This is a genomic window from Vibrio variabilis (assembly GCF_003263785.1).
GTDB lineage: Bacteria > Pseudomonadota > Gammaproteobacteria > Enterobacterales > Vibrionaceae > Vibrio > Vibrio variabilis.
On record NZ_JYJK01000130.1, the window covers coordinates 150,956 to 169,284 of the forward strand.

General features: G+C 46.9%; 15 protein-coding genes and 2 pseudogenes. 5 read left to right on the forward strand and 12 right to left on the reverse strand.

Features of this window, described 5'->3' with window-relative positions; all coding sequences use genetic code 11:
• Positions 1–24: 24 nt before the first annotated feature.
• Entirely contained in the window at positions 25–873 is an 849-nt protein-coding gene (locus TZ48_RS22040; RefSeq protein WP_112480833.1) for a magnesium transporter, read from the reverse strand.
• A gap of 373 nt (positions 874–1,246) precedes the next feature.
• On the opposite strand from TZ48_RS22040, the gene TZ48_RS22045 reads away from it, so the two are divergent.
• Positions 1,247–3,136, forward strand: coding sequence for a BNR-4 repeat-containing protein (locus tag TZ48_RS22045; protein WP_162674688.1), 1,890 nt, complete (start codon positions 1,247–1,249; stop codon positions 3,134–3,136).
• Positions 3,137–3,227: 91 nt separating this feature from the next.
• Here TZ48_RS22045 and ispH read toward each other — a convergent pair whose 3' ends face one another.
• From ispH to murJ, 6 genes and pseudogenes are all read right to left on the reverse strand, one after another.
• Positions 3,228–4,184, reverse strand: coding sequence for a 4-hydroxy-3-methylbut-2-enyl diphosphate reductase (ispH, locus tag TZ48_RS22050; RefSeq protein WP_112480754.1), 957 nt, complete (start codon positions 4,182–4,184; stop codon positions 3,228–3,230).
• Positions 4,185–4,223: 39 nt separating this feature from the next.
• Positions 4,224–4,655 (reverse strand): FKBP-type peptidyl-prolyl cis-trans isomerase, encoded by a 432-nt coding sequence (gene fkpB / locus TZ48_RS22055; RefSeq protein WP_042473872.1) that lies wholly within the window; start codon positions 4,653–4,655, stop codon positions 4,224–4,226.
• A gap of 130 nt (positions 4,656–4,785) precedes the next feature.
• Positions 4,786–5,289, reverse strand: coding sequence for a signal peptidase II (gene lspA, locus TZ48_RS22060; RefSeq protein WP_112480756.1), 504 nt, complete (start codon positions 5,287–5,289; stop codon positions 4,786–4,788).
• Between the two features lie 130 nt (positions 5,290–5,419).
• A pseudogene (ileS, locus tag TZ48_RS22065) lies at positions 5,420–8,247 on the reverse strand (isoleucine--tRNA ligase).
• Between the two features lie 62 nt (positions 8,248–8,309).
• A complete protein-coding gene (ribF, locus tag TZ48_RS22070) occupies positions 8,310–9,245 on the reverse strand; it encodes a bifunctional riboflavin kinase/FAD synthetase (RefSeq protein WP_112480758.1) in 936 nt (311 codons plus the stop codon).
• A 69-nt stretch (positions 9,246–9,314) separates the two neighbouring features.
• Positions 9,315–10,874 (reverse strand): annotated as a pseudogene (gene murJ, locus TZ48_RS22075) (murein biosynthesis integral membrane protein MurJ).
• A 260-nt stretch (positions 10,875–11,134) separates the two neighbouring features.
• On the opposite strand from murJ, the gene rpsT reads away from it, so the two are divergent.
• Positions 11,135–11,395: a 30S ribosomal protein S20 gene (gene rpsT, locus TZ48_RS22080; protein WP_112480760.1), complete on the forward strand. Its 261-nt coding sequence runs from the start codon at positions 11,135–11,137 to the stop codon at positions 11,393–11,395.
• Between the two features lie 127 nt (positions 11,396–11,522).
• On the opposite strand, the gene TZ48_RS22085 is transcribed toward rpsT, so the two are convergent.
• Positions 11,523–11,822, reverse strand: coding sequence for an ArsR/SmtB family transcription factor (locus tag TZ48_RS22085; protein WP_112480762.1), 300 nt, complete (start codon positions 11,820–11,822; stop codon positions 11,523–11,525).
• Between the two features lie 169 nt (positions 11,823–11,991).
• Positions 11,992–12,885, reverse strand: coding sequence for a transcriptional activator NhaR (nhaR, locus tag TZ48_RS22090; protein ID WP_112459583.1), 894 nt, complete (start codon positions 12,883–12,885; stop codon positions 11,992–11,994).
• Positions 12,886–13,293: 408 nt separating this feature from the next.
• On the opposite strand from nhaR, the gene TZ48_RS22095 reads away from it, so the two are divergent.
• Positions 13,294–14,439 carry a Na/Pi symporter gene (locus TZ48_RS22095; protein ID WP_162631235.1) on the forward strand — a complete coding sequence of 382 codons (1,146 nt, stop codon included), beginning with the start codon at positions 13,294–13,296 and terminating at the stop codon, positions 14,437–14,439.
• A gap of 72 nt (positions 14,440–14,511) precedes the next feature.
• Here the strand turns inward: TZ48_RS22095 and TZ48_RS22100 are convergent, their stop codons facing one another.
• Positions 14,512–14,946 (reverse strand): Slp family lipoprotein, encoded by a 435-nt coding sequence (locus TZ48_RS22100; protein ID WP_112480764.1) that lies wholly within the window; start codon positions 14,944–14,946, stop codon positions 14,512–14,514.
• Positions 14,947–15,330: 384 nt separating this feature from the next.
• Here TZ48_RS22100 and TZ48_RS22105 point away from each other — a divergent pair, with 384 nt between their 5' ends.
• Positions 15,331–15,684 carry a glycine zipper domain-containing protein gene (locus TZ48_RS22105; RefSeq protein ID WP_112480765.1) on the forward strand — a complete coding sequence of 118 codons (354 nt, stop codon included), beginning with the start codon at positions 15,331–15,333 and terminating at the stop codon, positions 15,682–15,684.
• Between the two features lie 114 nt (positions 15,685–15,798).
• Entirely contained in the window at positions 15,799–16,539 is a 741-nt protein-coding gene (locus TZ48_RS22110; RefSeq protein ID WP_112480767.1) for an SDR family NAD(P)-dependent oxidoreductase, read from the forward strand.
• 98 nt (positions 16,540–16,637) lie between these two features.
• Here TZ48_RS22110 and TZ48_RS22115 read toward each other — a convergent pair whose 3' ends face one another.
• A complete protein-coding gene (locus tag TZ48_RS22115) occupies positions 16,638–17,489 on the reverse strand; it encodes a thymidylate synthase (protein ID WP_112480769.1) in 852 nt (283 codons plus the stop codon).
• 11 nt (positions 17,490–17,500) lie between these two features.
• Positions 17,501–18,316, reverse strand: coding sequence for a prolipoprotein diacylglyceryl transferase (gene lgt / locus TZ48_RS22120; RefSeq protein ID WP_112459577.1), 816 nt, complete (start codon positions 18,314–18,316; stop codon positions 17,501–17,503).
• Positions 18,317–18,329: the final 13 nt, after the last annotated feature.

Genomic DNA, 18,329 nt, shown 5'->3' on the forward strand with positions numbered 1-18,329 from the left:
ATCGACTTAGTAGATTGTGGTTAGTTAAGATAATCCTAGGAAGTGATTCACCACTGTAAAGTAAATCCACATACCTGAGATATCTACAATTGATGCCAGTACTGGGCTCACCAGTACTGCAGGGTCGAGTTTAAACACACGAGCGATGATAGGCAGCACGCCACCCAAGGTCGTTGATACCGTGACCTGAATAAACAGTGCGACTGCTATCGCCATCGCGATAAGGTTAATATCAAAACCGCCTGCAGAATTCGCATCGCCAAAGACTAGAATACGTCCAACCATCACCAGTGCTACTGCGGCAGCCAAGCATACCGCCACACGGCTCTCCTTCCAGAGTACCTCTAACCACTGCCTCTTGCGAAGCTCACCGGTTGCTAGTGCACGTATCACCAGAGTTGCGGCCTGCGTACCCGTATTACCACCAGCGGCAGCAATCACCGGCATGTAAACGGCCAGTAGCACGAGTTGGCTTAAAGTATCTTCATACTGTGCAATGATAAGACCAGAAACGATGCCTAGCAGTGCTAAGGTAACAATCCACCCTATGCGCTGCTTGACGTGCTCGAGTACACCCGTCGTCAAATAGCCACCTGTGGTCTCCGCTTCTGAGTGGATCAACCCCAAATGGTGTGCATAGAGTCTTGCTCGCTTATCGTGCCCCTGTAAATCAAGCTCTTCAATTAAGTACTGAACTTGCCCCAAGGCACAGTGTTGCAGCACACCTACCGCTTCATCGATCGGCATGACCGTTAGTAGGTTTAGCTGCTGATCTGTATCGTATTGCAGAAATGCTTTCGTTGCAGCACTGATCTCCTCTTCAGAGAAGCGAGGTGCTGCATTTTCAATATATGTATTGCTCATTACCGTCATGGCGAATCTCCCGATTAGCATTGGTAACGACCATCAAAACGTCAGCTCTCCATGCGCACAGTTAAACACAGCAAAACTGCCATGAAACAAGCACACTTATAGAGTAACTAAATAGAAGAAAGGAGAAAAATATCAGGATGTTATAGAAGGGAAACACACCTACCTCAGCGGTAGGAACGAAGATCGCAATTACCGACGCGAGGCTACTTTTCTCCTTTCATACTAGGAGGATGGTCGGTATTGTTCATAGTTATCTCCGAAAAAACTACCCTACTGGTAGCGCGGCGTAGGATACCAAAATACGCCCACGAGTAAAGTCCATTTTCTCTATGGAAATCATTTTTTACGTTTGTTCATATAAGTGTCATATCACATGTCTCGTTCCACTCTTTTTACATCCTCTTTGATGCTATGCGCCAGTGTTTTGTTCTTTGGCTGTGATTCTTCAAATAGCGGGGGAAGCACGCCTTCTCAGCCGCCAAGTGCCAATCGTTGTACTGTAGATTGGCAACAAAGCTTCACCGATCTCAACCGAGACTGGACTCGCTCTCAATACGATCACAATTGTGCTGAAACGACGGAGCCTGAATCTCAGTTCACAACAAATTCTGATGCCTCATCTTCGGTTCAGTACGCGAATATTTTCGATGGTGAGCGAGAACGCTACGGTTACAACCCAAGATTCATCCCTGGTCGTCCCTATTTTGATGCCAACAACCTACCATGGATGATCGTCAACAACATGAACCAGTTCAATGTCGGCGACGGTCAACCTGGCTACCATCAAGACCCAGTGACTCTAGAGAAAACTAATAAGCCGTTACACGCACTGACGTACGACGACCGTGTCTATTCATCTTTATATAGCGACGCCAATCCATGTACCGACTGTGACTCATACTTAGTAAGACTGACGCCAAACGGCGAATGGATCAGCACATCACTGAGAGCGATGGAGCAAGAATTTGGGTTTAGGCAAAATGCCGATGGGCTAGATGGTTATCGCTATCGTTATATTGAACAAGTGTATTTTCAAGATAATGGCGATGTGTTCTTTAAACTCGATCACGGTGCTATCCGCTATCAGGCACAAACCCAAACTTGGGTGGGCTATAAAAAGAACTGGTTGGCACAAACGGAAATGGTGGGGAATGGCAGCCAGCCACCGCTATTTATCCGCACATCGAATAGCAATAGCGAATACGCCATCTCTCGCTTAATCGACATTGGCAATGGTGAACTCGACTGGCAAGAAGAGACACTATCACTACCAATTCGCCTAGGTCTGTACCGAGGTAGCAAGCCCGTCATCTGGGAAGGCAACACCTTACATATCGCAGCCATTAGCTACGATGAGAGTGCGCTGAATCGTCTTGATTACAACACGGGGCAATACTATGTTCGCTATCAGCTTGGTACTGAGCAAGCTGACGTTCTGTTCATGGGTTGGAGCGGTTCGACCTCTGAGGCAACACCAGATGGGCACAATCAACCTATCCTTTTGCTCGACAGCCAAAAACGATTGCACTTTATTTCTGGCGCTCACAACCACCAGATCTGGCATCGCTACTCATTAGCGCCCGTCACCAACAGTGAATGGAACAATGGCGATAATTTATGGGGCAACGTAGCAGCAAACGATAAATTTTCTTACGGACGAGAGACGCCCGTTGGTCGCTACCCAGAAGATACTTCAGTGGATGACAAGGTCAATTATGTTGGTCAGCCTTTGGGACGCTATACCTACGTCCACGCCGCTATCCAAAGCGATGACAGCATTGTGTTGGCGATGCGCAACACTGCGCCAGCGACCGATGCTCCGAGTGGCTATCGACTTGAGTGGATAACTGGTACGTCACAAGCAAATGGTCAATACCATTGGCAAGACAAAGGGGTCATTGTGATGCCAAACTGGCAGCAGTATTCAAACTACACTCAAAAACTGCATCAGGATAAACGTGGGAACCTATACCTGTTATATACCTATGAGATCCAAAACTTCAACGATGATACTTGGTTTAACCAAGCGCTGCGTGTTTCCAAATCGAGCCAACAAGAGTGCGCGCTGCTGTCTAATGCCAAGGATTGCATTCATGTGGTTAGCGAGCATTATCGCCGCTGGCCCAACGAAATGCTGGCCGGCAGTCCAAGTCGTTACAGTCAGCAATTTCAGCACCACCCTGTATTGCTGGTCAGCTCCGATAAGGGAAACACCTGGCGATTAGCTACCACAGAAGCCCTGCTGTCCCAGCAAACCAAGTAACTTTAAAACTCAATACTAAGTGACGATCAAAAACGCCGCGTTTCAAACGCGGCATTTTTATTTAAACAATCGGAGTTACAGTGAGTGAGGGTTAATCAACCACTTTAACTTGAAGCTCTCTTGGCACTTCAAAGAACATGTTCTCTTCTCGGCCTAACACTTCCTCAACATCATCAGCGCCCAGCGCTTTGATTCTATCGATGATTTGATTAACTAGCTCTTCTGGTGCTGACGCGCCGGCAGTGACACCAACCAAACCTTTTCCTTCAAACCACTCAGCTTCAATCAGATCAGGCGTGTCCGTCAGGTATGCTGGTGTGCCCAGTTTTTCAGCCAGCTCTTTAAGACGCGTTGAATTCGAAGAGTTTGTCGAGCCTACGACAACCATGACATCAACGTCACCTGCCAGCTCACGAACCGCATCTTGGCGGTTCTGCGTGGCGTAGCAGATATCGTCTTTACGAGGGCCTTGGATATCAGGGAACACTTCACGAAGCTTATCAATCACATCAGCGGTTTCATCCACAGAAAGCGTGGTTTGACTCACGTAATGAAGATTCGTTGGATCTTTAACTTCAAGCGTTAGAACGTCTTCTGGACGCTCAACAAGGTACATGCCGCCAGTCTCACTTGAGTACTGACCCATTGTCCCTTCTACTTCAGGGTGACCCGCGTGACCGATAAGCACGACTTCCATATTGCGGCGACTCGCGCGAGCCACTTCCATATGGACTTTGGTTACCAGCGGACAAGTGGCATCAAATACCGTCAGTTCACGCGCTTTCGCTTCTTTGCGAACCGCTTGAGACACACCGTGAGCTGAAAAGATCACAATATTGTCATCAGGCACTTCACTCAGTTCCTCAACAAATATCGCACCACGTTGCTTAAGGCCTTCAACCACAAAGCGGTTGTGTACCACCTCATGACGAACATAGATTGGCGGCTGATACATCTCAAGCGCGCGCTCAACAATGCTGATCGCTCGGTCTACACCCGCACAAAAGCCACGCGGGTTAGCTAGTTTAATTTTCATTTCATTACTCATTGAAAAGCCGCTATTACTTATCGTATTTATCTGAGTGGTTTATTCTACTTCGAGAATTTCAACTTCAAAGGTGACATCTTGCCCTGCTAACGGGTGATTAAAATCAACCGTTACCGAATCGCCCGCAATATCCGTAATGATACCAGGGATCTCCATACCATCAGGACCAGAGAAGGCCATTATTGTACCGACTTCAACCTCAGAGTCACCCACAAACTTTGCGCGATCCATGTGGTGAACATTGTCTGGATTGGGCATACCAAACGCATCTACGGCTTTTAACTCAATGGCTTTGTTGTCACCCGACGTCAAACCCACCAAGCATTTTTCAAAATTATCACTTAAGCTACCGTCACCAATAATAAATTTGGCAGGCTTACCCATATTATGGGTGCTGTCTGCAACCGAGCCATCGCTCAGCTTAATAGTAAAATGTAGGGTGACAGCGCTATCTTGGGAAATGATGCTCACGTTACGGCTTCCTTGTGTTATTGAGTCTGTGTTGATTGATACGCACAGCAGCTCTTTATCATTTAGCTTGTTATATAAAAAAGCGCCGTGCATATCAACGCACAGCGCTTAAGGTTATTCGTTATCTGCGCTACTTTTGCTCTTTACTGCGAAAGCTATCGATAATAATCATCGCCGCACCAATACAGATCGCCATGTCTGCGAGGTTGAAAGCGGGCCAATGATAATTGCCCCAGTAGAAGTCTAAGTAGTCGACAACAAAGCCATGAACCACACGGTCAAAAACGTTACCTACTGCGCCGCCGATGATCATCGCATAAGCAATGTTGTTCCACTTCTCTTTTGCCGGAAGCTTGCTCATCCAGTACGTTAGCATGCCAGTGACGACAAACGCGATACCGGTGAACAGCCAGCGCTGCCAACCTGCTTGGTCACTTAAGAAGCTAAATGCCGCACCATAGTTATGGACGTAGAGCAAATTGAAGAATGGCAAGATTTCAATTCGATTTGCCCAACCGTAACCCATGTTATCCATGACCACGAGCTTGATGCTGATATCAGCAATAAAAATCACCACCGCTAGCCAAAGCCAGCGTACACCTGATTGTCGAAATGTGATTGCCGTTTCGCTCATCTGTTTCCTTTCTCGCTACCTTGGGTAGCAAACACTTAATGAATTATATGTTCAATCAGTTAGCTGATAAAAACAACCCCAGTAAAAACTGGGGCTGTTAAATCTTTCAAAAGTTCCGGTTAGCTTACCATTAAGCGAACTTACGAACTTCGCCTTCACCATCTACGTTCGATACGCAGCGACCACAAATCTTCTCGTGACCCGCGATAGTACCTACGTCCGGAGTGTGGTGCCAACAACGGTCACACTTCTCGTTTTCAGTAGCTGCTACTTCAACGAATAGACCTTCTAGTCTGTCGATTTCGCTGCATCTGTCTTCTCAGACATTGGTTTGACCGCTGCTGCAGACGTTAGCAATACAAAACGTAGCTCGTCTTCTAGTTTGCTAAGTTTCGCCGTTAGCGCATCATCGGCAAACAGAGTGATTTCAGCCTGTAGTGCACCACCGATGGTTTTCTCGCTACGCGCCGCTTCTAGCTGTTTGTTTACTGCATCACGAACCGTTTGGATTTCAGCCCAGAATTCGTTATTTAGCTCTTCGCCTTCAGCAAGACCGAACAGACCTTCGAACCACTCACCCGCGAACACAAACTTCTCACGTTGACCTGGCATTTCGTTCCAGATTTCGTCAGCAGTGAACGACATGATAGGTGCCATCCAACGAACAAGTGCTTCAACGATGTAGTAAAGTGCAGTCTGACAGCTGCGCTGTGCGTGACCGCCCAGTTTCGCTGTGTACTGACGGTCTTTAATCACGTCTAGGTAGAACGAGCCCATTTCGATAGAGCAGAACTGCATTAGACGCTGAGTCACGCCGTGCGTGTTGTACTCTTCGTATGCTTTTACGATCTCTTCTTGAGCTGCTAGCGCGCGACCTACCGCCCAGCGATCCAGTGCCACCATCTCTTCTGCTGGTACTAGGTCTGTTTCTGGGTTGAAACCGTTTAGGTTTGCTAGGAAGAAGCGAGCCGTGTTACGGATACGACGGTAAGCATCTGCAGAGCGTTTTAGGATTTCATCAGAAACCGCAACTTCACCCGTGTAGTCAGTCGATGCAACCCATAGACGCAGAATGTCTGCACCTAGCTTGTTAGTCACATCTTTTGGCGCAACTACGTTACCGATTGACTTAGACATCTTACGGCCGTGACCATCTACCACGAAGCCGTGCGTTAGCACTTGCTTGTATGGCGCTTCGTCTTTCATCGCGATAGATGAAATCAGCGAAGACTGGAACCAACCACGGTGTTGGTCAGAACCTTCTAGGTATAGGTCTGCACTGTTGCCATTGAATTCTTCACGAGAATCAACAACCGAGTAGTGCGTCACACCCGAATCAAACCAAACGTCGAGTGTATCCAGAACTTTCTCGTACTGATCAGCGTCGTCGCCAAGTAGGTCTGCAATTTCTACATCCCACCAAGCTTGAATGCCCTTCTCTTCCACTAGCTGAGCCACTTTTTCAATCAGCTCTAGCGAGTTTGGATGAAGTTCTGCTGTCTCTTTGTGAACGAACAGAGCGATTGGCACACCCCAAGTACGCTGACGAGAGATACACCACTCAGGGCGACCTTCAATCATACCTTCGATACGGCTTTGACCCCACTCAGGCATCCACTCAACACCCTTGATTGACTCTAGTGCTTTCGCACGTAGACCCGCTTGATCCATAGATACGAACCACTGAGGTGTTGCACGGAAGATGATTGGAGTCTTATGTCGCCAGCAGTGTGGGTAGCTGTGCTCGTAAGCGTGATGATGAAGTAGCGCACCTTTTTCTTTCAGTACTTCTACAACCGCATCGTTGGCTTTAAACACGTGCTGACCTGCAAATAGCTCAGTATCTGGCAAGTAAACACCGTTAGAACCTACCGGGTTAGCCACTTCTAGATCGTATTTTTGACCAACCGCGAAGTCTTCTTGACCGTGGCCAGGTGCTGTGTGAACCACACCAGTACCTGATTCAGTCGTTACGTGATCGCCTAGGATCGCCGGAACAGTGAAATCGTAGAATGGGTGGTTAAACTGAGAAAGCTCTAGATCGGCACCTTTCGCAAAACCAAGGTTGTGGAAGTGCTCGATACCAGCACGATCCATCACGTCTTTCGCTAGCTCAGAAGCCACGATGATACGCTCTGGGTTGTCGCCTTCTGTTTGGATTAGCACGTACTCAAGGTCGTCGCGTAGACATACTGCGCGGTTAGCAGGCAGTGTCCATGGCGTTGTGGTCCAGATAACGATTGAGATGTCACCTTGACCTTCATGACCTTCGCTTAGCGCGAACTTAGATACTAGCGCAGCTTCGTCGGCCGCTTTAAAGCGTACGTCGATAGAAGGAGACACTTTATCTTTGTACTCAACTTCTGCTTCAGCAAGTGCAGAACCACAGTCTGTACACCAGTGAACTGGCTTAAAGCCTTTTAGCAGGTGGCCGTTATCAGCGATCTTACCTAGTGCACGAATGATGTTTGCTTCAGTTGCAAAGTCCATCGTTCGGTAAGGCTTGTCCCACTCACCAAGAATACCTAGACGCTTGAAGCTCTCTTTTTGACCTTCAACCTGACCTGCCGCGTATTGGCGACATTTCTCACGGAACTCAGCCGCAGTCACTTTTTGGCCTGGCTTACCCACTTTCTTCTCTACCATCAGTTCGATAGGTAGACCGTGGCAATCCCAACCTGGAATGTATGGTGCGTCAAAACCTGAAAGTGTTTTGGATTTAATAATAATGTCTTTAAGAATCTTGTTTAGAGCGTGACCAATGTGAATGTCACCATTCGCATATGGAGGGCCATCGTGTAGCACGAAGGATTTTTTGCCTTTTTTAGCTTTACGGATCTCACCGTAAAGATCTTCTTTGTACCAACGCTTAAGCATTTCTGGCTCACGATTGGCCAGGTTGCCGCGCATTGGAAACCCTGTTTCAGGTAGGTTCAGGGTATCTTTATACTCACTCATCGATTCTTAATTCCGTTGTATTGGGCGAAAGTTAGACATTATGTTAGCGGTGGAATCTTCCGCTAACCCTTAAACTGACGTAGCCACACCCTTGCTACATCAGCATCCAATTCTATTTGCTGCTTAAGCAGCTCCAGTGACTCGAACTTTTTCTCATCACGGATTTTATGAAGCAGTGCCACTTCAATTTGTTGACCATAGAGGTTGCCCTCGTAGTCAAAGATATGCACTTCAAGATCGGGCGTTGTCCCCGCAACCGTTGGCTTTTTACCTATATTGGCAATGCCTGGTAGCGGCTTATCATCAACACCAAACACCTGCACCGCATAAACGCCGCGAACAGGCACGACATAACGCTTGAGTGAAATATTGGCGGTTGGAAACCCAAAGCCACGCGCTAACTTTTGACCATGGGCAACACGCCCCGACAAAGTATAGTGACGTCCCAACATTTCTGCGCTTGCGTCGAGTTCGTCATTAGCAAGAGCCTGACGAATGGCCGTTGAACTGACTCGAGTCTCTTCAACACAAAAACTTGCCGTATTCACCACCTCAAAACCGAACTCCTGGCCCGCTTTTTGAAGCATCTCGAAGTTACCTTCACGCCCTTTACCAAAGCGGAAGTCATCGCCGATGACAAGGAACTTAACACCCAATTTACCTACCAACAAGTCTCGAATAAAAGACTCCGCAGTTAAGCTGGCAAATCGCTGATTAAAGTTCACGCATAACAGGCGATCCAGTTCCATTTTCTCAAGCAGTTCGTACTTATCACGTAATCGAGTCAAACGCGCTGGCGCTTTATCTTTCGCAAACAGCTCCATCGGTTGTGGTTCAAAAGTCATCACAACCGCAGGTAAACCAAGCTGTGACGCCCTCTGTTTTACCTGGCTCAGTACACGTTGATGTCCAAGGTGGACACCGTCAAAGTTGCCGATGGTTAAAACGCAGCCATGGTGCTGATTTTTAAGGTTATGTATGCCTCGAATGAGTTCCATGAAACGACTAAACCACCTGCTTAAGTAAATGTTACGAGTGTGAAACTGACGGATTATAACCAATCATTGTTAATCTGTCGCTGCTTTTACGTCTTTCGGGCGAATTCCCAAAATCAGCAGTGCCGCCAAGTATGTCAGCCCTCCAAGACCAATCAGTACCGTCAAGCTAACAATACGCTCAGATAAGCCCCAGCTCAGCCACTGCTGCATGTCTTGTAGCTGCCACATCAATACTGCCACCATGGCGCTACCGCCATCACTAGACGAACGACAAAGCCAATGGTTTTCTTGGTAATGCGATAGACATTTTGACGATGAAGTCCACGATAAAGCAGCGCCATATTAATAAAGGCAGACAACGCTGTTGCCATTGCCAGACCAACATACCCGTAAAAGTAAGCAAAGATCGCATTGAAGACCATGTTGGACGCCATAGCAATAATGCCATATTTCACTGGTGTCTTCGTATCTTGACGCGAGTAATAGCCTGGTGCGAGTACCTTGATCAACATAAAGTTAAGTAGGCCGGATGCATAAGCTAATAAGGATAAAGACGCCTGCTCAACATCATGAGGCGTAAACTCACCACGCATAAATAGCACCATCAGCATAGGTTTTGCGAGTACCATGAGTCCCAACATAGCAGGCAAGCCGAGCAGAATGACCATGCGTACGCCCCAATCCATGGTGTGAGCAAAACCTTCACTATGGGCGTCTACATGCTTACGTGACAGCGCCGGTAAAATCACGGTAGCAATGGCAATACCAAACAAACCAAGCGGGAACTCGAGAAGGCGGTCTGAATAATAAAGCCAACTGATTGAACCTGTGGCTAGGAAACTGGCAATAAAGGTGTCGAACAGCAGGTTTATTTGGCTTACCGATACACCAAACAGCGCAGGGATCATCAGGGTGCGGATCTTAGTCACCCCAGGATCGCGCCAGCCCCATTTAGGTTTAACCAATACCCCTCTTTAATAAGGAAGGGAATTTGGAACGCAAACTGGACAAAGCCACCTAAAAACACACCGATTGCTAAGCCAATTTCCGGCTGTGCCAGGTTTGGTGAAAGGAACCACGCACAGGCAATGATCATCACATTAAGAAAAACAGGGGTAAAAGAAGAAACCGCAAACTTGCCTAGCGTATTAAGAATAGCCCCGGACAAGGCGACAAAGGTGATGAACCAAAGATACGGGAAGGTGATTTTAAGCATCACACTGGCGAGTTCAAATTTCGGTGCTGCAGGGCCATCATTGAGCCAATCGAGAAACCAACCAAAACCAAATAAAGCGGTAACAACACTCGAGCCTAGGATGCCGAGTAACGTCACAATAGTGACAATCACCCCCAACGTACCGGACGCTTTAGCGATTAAATCCCGAGTTTTGTCTTTATCACCAGAGGCATGATATTCGGTCAGTACAGGAACAAATGCCTGAGAGAATGCGCCCTCTGCAAAAAGGCGTCTAAGAAAGTTGGGGATTTTATTGGCAAAGAAGAAGACATCAGCGCTCGCCCCTGCCCCATTAGATTCGCCACCACCACATCACGAACCAGTCCCAATACTCGAGACACCAGCGTCATGGCACTCACTATCATGCCTGACTTAAGAAGGCGTTTACTCACGATAACCTCTGAATGACCTAGCCAATGCTTTTGCTATTTATCGGTTTCAATAGCCTTTGTTATTGAAGAGAGGATTAGTATTAGCATTGGTCGAAAAATACTGTTAGAATCCCCGCCATCTTAACCGCGATAGCCCACAGATATCAAAAATTGTTTTATATCGTCGGGTTTTTGCACAAATCATTTGACAATTGAGCGCAAATGAGGGATATTCCTCGCCCTTAAATTGTCACCGAACTAAGTTTTTGGGAGTTAGACCCTTGGCAAACAGTAAATCTGCTAAGAAGCGCGCTATCCAAGCTGAGAAACGTCGCCAGCACAACGCTAGCCGTCGTTCTATGATGCGCACTTACATGAAGAAAACAATCGCAGCTATCGAAGCTGGCGACAAAGAAGCAGCAACTTCAGCATTTGCAGAAGTTACTCCAATCCTTGACCGCATGGCGACTAAAGGCCTTATTCATAAGAATAAAGCTGCTCGTCACAAGTCACGCTTCTCTGCTGCAATCAAAGCTCTATAATTTAGACTTTGTATTGTGTTAAAAAAACCGGCTAAGGCCGGTTTTTTTGTATCCGTATTTTCTGTATTGACCGTTTTCTCTATTAACAAGAAAACACTCGCTACCACAAAATAGCGAACGTCATCACTTACTTGTCGCTGCAGTACATGCCATGCAACGTTTCAATCAACTGGCGAACTTCGCTGCTGCTCAAGGTGTAAAACACCGTTTGTGCCTCTTTACGCGTGGAAACCAACCCATCGCGGCGCAACCAAGCTAAATGTTGCGACAATGCTGATTGGCTCAATTCCAAACGCGCGCACAACTCACCGACCGACAACTCTGTATTGTGTAGCATGCACAGAATTTGCAGGCGTCTCTCATTAGCCATCGCTTTTAAGAGTACTACCGCTTGTGATGCGTTTTTCTCCATATCCTGCAAGTTCATAATCTACCTCTATTCATTTGGTGATATCATTGCCAATGTGCCAGTCTTTGTCACAGAAAATCACAACACTGGCCATTTCCGACACATTTTACATGGTTAGCCCGCGCATGCTAACGCTTTGTTTAATTAACTGTTGTTGAAATAAGTAAATTGATAACTAACTCTAAACTTAAAACGCAAGCAGATCAGTAAAATCGGCTTCACAGACACTTTTTACCGCTGGATGTTGGATCATTCGCTCTGCGAAGATTACGTAATACTCTTCTTTAATGTCTTCAATATCTCCAATCAACTGCAAGTTACGCTTATCTTTTATTTCCGACATGTAGATACTCGGTGCGAGGAAGATGACATCGTCTTTGTACATAGAGAAGGCCTTCATCAACGCAACATCGTCAAACTCACCCAAAATATTCGGCTGGATCCCCTGTTGGTCAAACCATTGGATCACTTTACGACCCATGGATGTACGGCTACCTGGGATAAGAAGCCGGGTCTGTTCCAGCACTTCAGGAAAACGCACATTCTCCAAATGCCCTGAAGTAAAGAAGCTCATACGACTTTCGCCCAGTTTTTTACTGAACAACCCCGGACTCTGGCTGGAGTCCACTGGACAATCAGACAGAATCATATCCAGCTTATGCTGAGCCAGTTGCTCTAGCAGCATTTCGTGTGTTGATTCAAAGCAGCGAAGATGGATGTTGTTATCTTCAGGGATGGTCGTCATCAAAATCTTACTGACGAGACGTTTAGACAGTGCATCCGCGACACCAACATCAAACAATAGATTGGAGCGCTGGCTGTAGTTAACGATGTCCAGCATCTCATAACTCAGTCCAAACATTCGATCGGCGTATTTATAGACCAGTTGTCCAAGCTCAGTGGGTTCAACACTTCGACCATTTCGCTTCGTCAGTTTGCCATCCATACGCTCTTCCAGCGCTTTGATTTGACCGGTGACCGTTTGTGGAGTCAAAAACAGCGCATCGGCCGCTTTGGTAACGGAACCTTGTTTGCACACCATCCAGAAGTAGTACAAATGGTTGTAGTTGAGATGAGACATGCTAAATCGCCTAAATTGAGTGACTCTCTTTTATAGCAAAATCTCGCCACATCAACAATATTCGATATAACCGATGTCAAAAACAAATTACCCATCTTTTTTACGAAACAAGCACTGTCACATTCGCCACACTACTGTCATATAAATGACAAAGTGGTCAATATAAATCGATTTAATTCATCAATAGTGTCAGATTAATCTCTTTTTCTCAAAAAGAATCACTCCCTTTGATATCAATAAGTTAAATGCGTAAATGCAAATTTACAGCACAAAAATCAACCGATGATCGCACTTAAATCACATAGAAATAGTTTCGTCATATTTCTGTAATATTCGAGTTCTACTATCGCGTCAGATTCAACAACAGGCCGCAGATAGATTAACCAAGGCCAAACGGAGAAAACTATGATGAACCAAGCAACTACAGCGACGACTCCTATGTCGACTACGACGCGTTGGCTGCGCTGGGCTAACTTGGCATTCATGCTTTACTTATTGCTACTTGCTGTTTCTATGGTAGGTAGTGGCTTCAAAATGGCGACTGGCGAGCACGCAAAAGTGCTGTTCGAGTTTGCTTCTCACCCAGTTGCAGGCTTGATGATTGGTCTTGTTGCTACGGCACTTATCCAATCTTCTAGTACCGTTACGTCTATTATTGTTGGTCTGGTAGCCGGTGGCCTACCTGTTACAACAGCAATCCCAATGATCATGGGTGCTAACATTGGTACTACGGTAACCAATACCCTAGTAAGCTTGGGTCACGTTCGTTGTAACACCGAATTTAAGCGCGCTTTTGCAAGTGCAACGATTCACGACTTCTTCAACTTGCTTGCTGTGGCTATCTTCCTGCCACTGGAAATGATGTTCGGCGTGCTAGACAAGATCTCTAGCTGGCTGGTATCGCCTATGATGGCAACAGGCGACATGAGCATGAAGGGGCTTAACTTCATCAAACCAATCACCAAACCAGTAGTGAGCGCGATTCAAGAGCCGCTAAGTGCATTTGGTGGTGTGACTGGTGGTGTACTACTTATCGTGCTTGGTATCGCAACTATCTTCGTTGCCATCACTGTGATGGGTAAGCTCATGAAGAGCCTAATGGTTGGCCGTGCTCGTGAGATTCTGAAGAACGCAATTGGTCGTGGTCCAATTCACGGTATCGTATCTGGCTCTATCGTGACTGTACTGGTTCAGTCTTCATCTACCACCACCAGCTTAATGGTTCCACTAGTAGGTACTGGTGCTCTTAAAGTTCGTGACGTGTACCCATTTACGCTAGGTGCGAACATTGGTACTTGTATTACGGGTCTACTCGCTGCAACTGCGGTATCTGGTGAGTACGCTGTGTTTGCTCTGCAGATTGCTTTGGTACACTTAGTGTTCAACATTATGGCAACGGTATTTATCTTCGGTATTCCGTTCCTGCGTGAACTGCCAGTAAAAGGCGCCGACTTTATCTCTGATATGGCTATCAAGAACAAGGCCGTTGTTGCGGGTTACCTAGTGTCTATCTTTGTGGTTATCCCGGGCTCTATTCTAGCGCTGACCGCTTAACGATAAGCTCACTAGCGCCACTTTATGGCAACAATAAAAAAACGCTCAGCACCTGCTGAGCGTTTTTGTTGTTTAGAAGTCACCATAATCGTAGGCGTCATAAGCATCGTACGCATCGTAATGCTCGATAAGATCGGCTTCGTCGACGTAGTCCCAGTAATAATAGCGATCATAGTAGTAGTTATAGTACGGGTCGCCGACATAGTAGGTTTTAATGCGTTTATCTTCCGTCCAAAGGTAGTAGTTTGATGCCTTTAGCACTGGGACAGAAAGGGTCTGCTCACCCACTTTAATATCCGTTTGGCCTTCAATCGTGCCGACAAACGTCATCGGCTTACCGAGTACAAAGATCTTCGGATCTAAAAATCGCTCTACTTTGACAACAAAACGGCTACTTCCCTGACGGGTCTCATCAGGTCGCCCCTTCGCATCCAGTTCAAAATAACTGATTTGTAGCTCACTACTACTTGCAGATGGATTGGTAAGCTTTGCCACGACTCCCCCCAACGAGCAGGTTGGCCTTTAAAAGGCGTAGCATCAGGGCTCGCATCCTGATAGCTCACTAATAGCTTTTCATCGGCAACTTTGATCTCATCAGGTCCGCTACTGCAGCCCACTAGCAATGCTGCCAATATCCATACATACGCTCGCATTTTTGCTCTCCTTTGTCTTCGTCATTTTATTATGAGTCAACCGCTTAACGCTTCGCAAGTGACAACCTACTGTGAGTCTTTGCATCCTATTATTGACACATTACCCACTAAGGCTAGCCGTCAATACAGCTCAACAATACCCCAACTAGAAACTGACCCAAGATTGACGCTGACCAACTTACCGAAGTTTAGCTCCTTGTTTACTCTATTACGCAATCACTATGTATAGGACTCTGTCATGAAAACAAAAATTCTACTTCTCAGCGCACTGATCGCCTCACCTAGCTTTGCTTACTACTGTGACCAAACCGCAGAAGGTGCTATCGATGGCGCCGTAGATGGTGCAATTACAGGCGCGGTTGTCGGTGGCATTGTTGATGGTGGTCGCGGCGCAGCGGCCGGAGCTGCGATCGGTGGCGGTACAGGTGCGGTTGTGGGTACCGTAGATGGTGCTTACGATGAAGAAGCATGTGAAGTGGTTACTGACGTGGCAGTAGAAGACGAAATCGTGGCTGAGGAAGTGGTAGAGGAAGAAATTGTCGAAGAAGAGATCATCGACGAAGAAATTGCTGAAGAGTACTACTACGACTAACGTTTTACCTTCACATTTTGGCAGTTACTTAGAGGTAACATCCCCCTGTGTTACTGCCATCCTTTTCTTCCCAGCGATAGACTGCAGTCAATAAACTCGACGAAAAGGTCCAGTATGCACAAAATCGCACTCGTTACCGGTGCGTTTCAAGGGATCGGTCTCGCCACATCTGAAATGCTCATGGAACAAGGTTTTCACGTGATCATGGCGGACATCCAATCTTGCAGCGCCCTCGCCAATGAATTCCGCCACAAAGGCTATCTCGCGTCGCACGTCAAAATCGATCTTGCGATGTCTTCTATGTTTCCAGCTATCGCCAATAAGATAGACGATGAATTTGGTCGTTTGGATGTGTTGGTCAACAACGCTTCGATCTTAGCGGATTTTGGCAAGCATCCATCGCTGATCGATGAAGATACCTATCGACGAGTGATTGAAGTCAATCAGATTGGGCCATTCTTACTTACACGAGCCTTGACCCCGCTGCTGAAAAAATCCACTGGGGCACGCGTGGTCAATGTCTCGAGTCAAGCAGCGCAACTTTCTCAGCTCGCCAATATGCACTCTCCATGGAGAGACGATGTCTGCGCAGCCTACCAGTCTTCAAAAATTGGCGTCAATGCCAATACTGTCCTGTTTGCCAAAGAGCTTGAGTCATTTGGGATTAAGGTGAATTCCTACTGCCCTGGCTGGGTCGATTCTGGCATGAACCTAGACGAGCTTCCCGAATATGGGGACAACGTGAAGCTGAAAACGCCACGTGAAGGTGCCGACACAGCGATCTGGTTAGCGACACTAGAAGATGATGGTCCAACTGCAGGCTTCTTTACCGAACGTGAAGCCATTAGCTGGTAACGAAGCTATTACTCCGTAGCAAAGCGACTATCTGGTCACAAAAAACGCCGAGCAGACTGACCTGCTCGGCGTTTTTGTTCGATTCCTTACGCGAAACGCTACACTGAGAACGGATAACGAATCGGCTCGTGACTCTCGTAACCTATCACTTCAAAATCATCCAGCGTTACCCAAGTTTCTAAGTCTTCTAGTGACTTAATTTTAGGGTTAATGCGGAACTCTGGCGCGGCCAAAGGCTCACGTTTAAGCTGCACATCACGCATTAGCTCAAGCTGGTCTTCATAAATGTGTGCATTGACGATCTTGTGGTAAGCCTGACCCGGCTTCTTGCCCGTAATTTGCGCCATAATGGCTAAGAACACATACACCTGAACCATATTAAAATTAAGTCCAAGCGGCACATCACAGGAGCGCTGAGTGCTGTTTAGATATAGGGTATCGCCCAGTAGAGAGAAGTGGTGGCTGTACATACATGGACGTAGGCACCCCATGTGAAATTCACCTGGGTTGTAGAAATTAAGAATTTCACCACGATCATCAACCCCCTTTGAAAGGTCATCAACAATCTTGCGAAGCTGGTCGATATGGCCACCGTCCGGTTTAGCCCACGCTCGCCCCTGAACACCGTACACACGTCCCATATCATCTTCACCTTTACGATAAGGATTATTTAGCCATGCTTCATTGAGATTTGCATTGGCATCCCATGTTTTGGTGCCCAACTTACGAAAATCTTCCGCATTGTCATAGCCGCGGATGTAGCCAAGTAGCTCAGCGACGGCTGCTTTCCAAAAGCTCTTGCGAGTTGTGACCAATGGAAAGGCATTACCAGCAACATCGTAAGTCAGATCGGCATTAATCACGGTTAAACAACGTTTACCTGTGCGCTCGTTCTCAACCCAAACACCCTCGTCAACGATTCGCTGACATAAGTCTAAATACTGCTTCACGACAATTCCTATTACTTCGATACTTTTGGAGCGGTTGCACCGTTGACTTTATAAGCCCACGCGACCATCAAACCGCCAATGATCACCATTGGCAATGAAAGGATTTGACCCATTGAGATAAATCCACCAAACAAACCTAGGTGAGCATCAGGCTCGCGCACGTACTCTACCATAAATCTAAAGGTTCCATAACCAAGCAAGAACAGGCCAGAGACTGAGCCTTCTGGGCGAGGTTTGCGAATAAACCAGTTCAAGATAAGGAATAAAACCACACCTTCTAGTGCAAACTCATACAACTGAGATGGATGGCGTGGTAATGGACCGCCATTTGGGAAGATGATCGCCCATGGCACATCCGTTACTCGTCCCCACAGTTCACTATTCATGAAGTTGCCAAGACGTCCCATACCTAAGCCAAACGGCACTAATGGCGCAATAAAATCAGCAACATTGAAGAAGGTACGACCGTTTTTACGTGCATACCAGAACATCGCGGTGATCACACCCAGCAACCCACCATGGAATGACATGCCACCCGTCCACACTTTGAATAGATAAAGCGGGTCTTGTAGCAATTCTTCAAAGCCGTAAAACAATACGTAGCCGACACGACCACCGATAACCACCCCAAGAAAGCCGGCAAACAGAAGATCCGACACTTGCTCTCGAGTCCAACCTGACCCCGCCTTATCTGCGCGGCGGTTTGCAAGCCACAAAGCGAAAGCAAAACCGATCAAGTACATCAAACCGTACCAACGGACAGATAGTGGACCTAACTCAAACAGAACAGGGTCAATATTTGGAAACTGGATATATCCCTGAGACATAAAACGCTCACTT

Excerpts from the sequence above, each read along its gene's own strand:
- TZ48_RS22040 (WP_112480833.1), bottom strand. The coding sequence starts at position 873 with ATGACGGTAATGAGCAATACATATATTGAAAATGCAGCACCTCGCTTC.
- TZ48_RS22045 (WP_162674688.1), top strand. The coding sequence starts at position 1,247 with ATGTCTCGTTCCACTCTTTTTACATCCTCTTTGATGCTATGCGCCAGT.
- ispH (WP_112480754.1), bottom strand. The coding sequence starts at position 4,184 with ATGAGTAATGAAATGAAAATTAAACTAGCTAACCCGCGTGGCTTTTGT.
- lspA (WP_112480756.1), bottom strand. The coding sequence starts at position 5,289 with ATGAGCGAAACGGCAATCACATTTCGACAATCAGGTGTACGCTGGCTT.
- ribF (WP_112480758.1), bottom strand. The coding sequence starts at position 9,245 with ATGGAACTCATTCGAGGCATACATAACCTTAAAAATCAGCACCATGGC.
- TZ48_RS22085 (WP_112480762.1), bottom strand. The coding sequence starts at position 11,822 with ATGAACTTGCAGGATATGGAGAAAAACGCATCACAAGCGGTAGTACTC.
- nhaR (WP_112459583.1), bottom strand. The coding sequence starts at position 12,885 with ATGTCTCATCTCAACTACAACCATTTGTACTACTTCTGGATGGTGTGC.
- TZ48_RS22095 (WP_162631235.1), top strand. The coding sequence starts at position 13,294 with ATGAACCAAGCAACTACAGCGACGACTCCTATGTCGACTACGACGCGT.
- TZ48_RS22105 (WP_112480765.1), top strand. The coding sequence starts at position 15,331 with ATGAAAACAAAAATTCTACTTCTCAGCGCACTGATCGCCTCACCTAGC.
- TZ48_RS22110 (WP_112480767.1), top strand. The coding sequence starts at position 15,799 with ATGCACAAAATCGCACTCGTTACCGGTGCGTTTCAAGGGATCGGTCTC.
- lgt (WP_112459577.1), bottom strand. The coding sequence starts at position 18,316 with ATGTCTCAGGGATATATCCAGTTTCCAAATATTGACCCTGTTCTGTTT.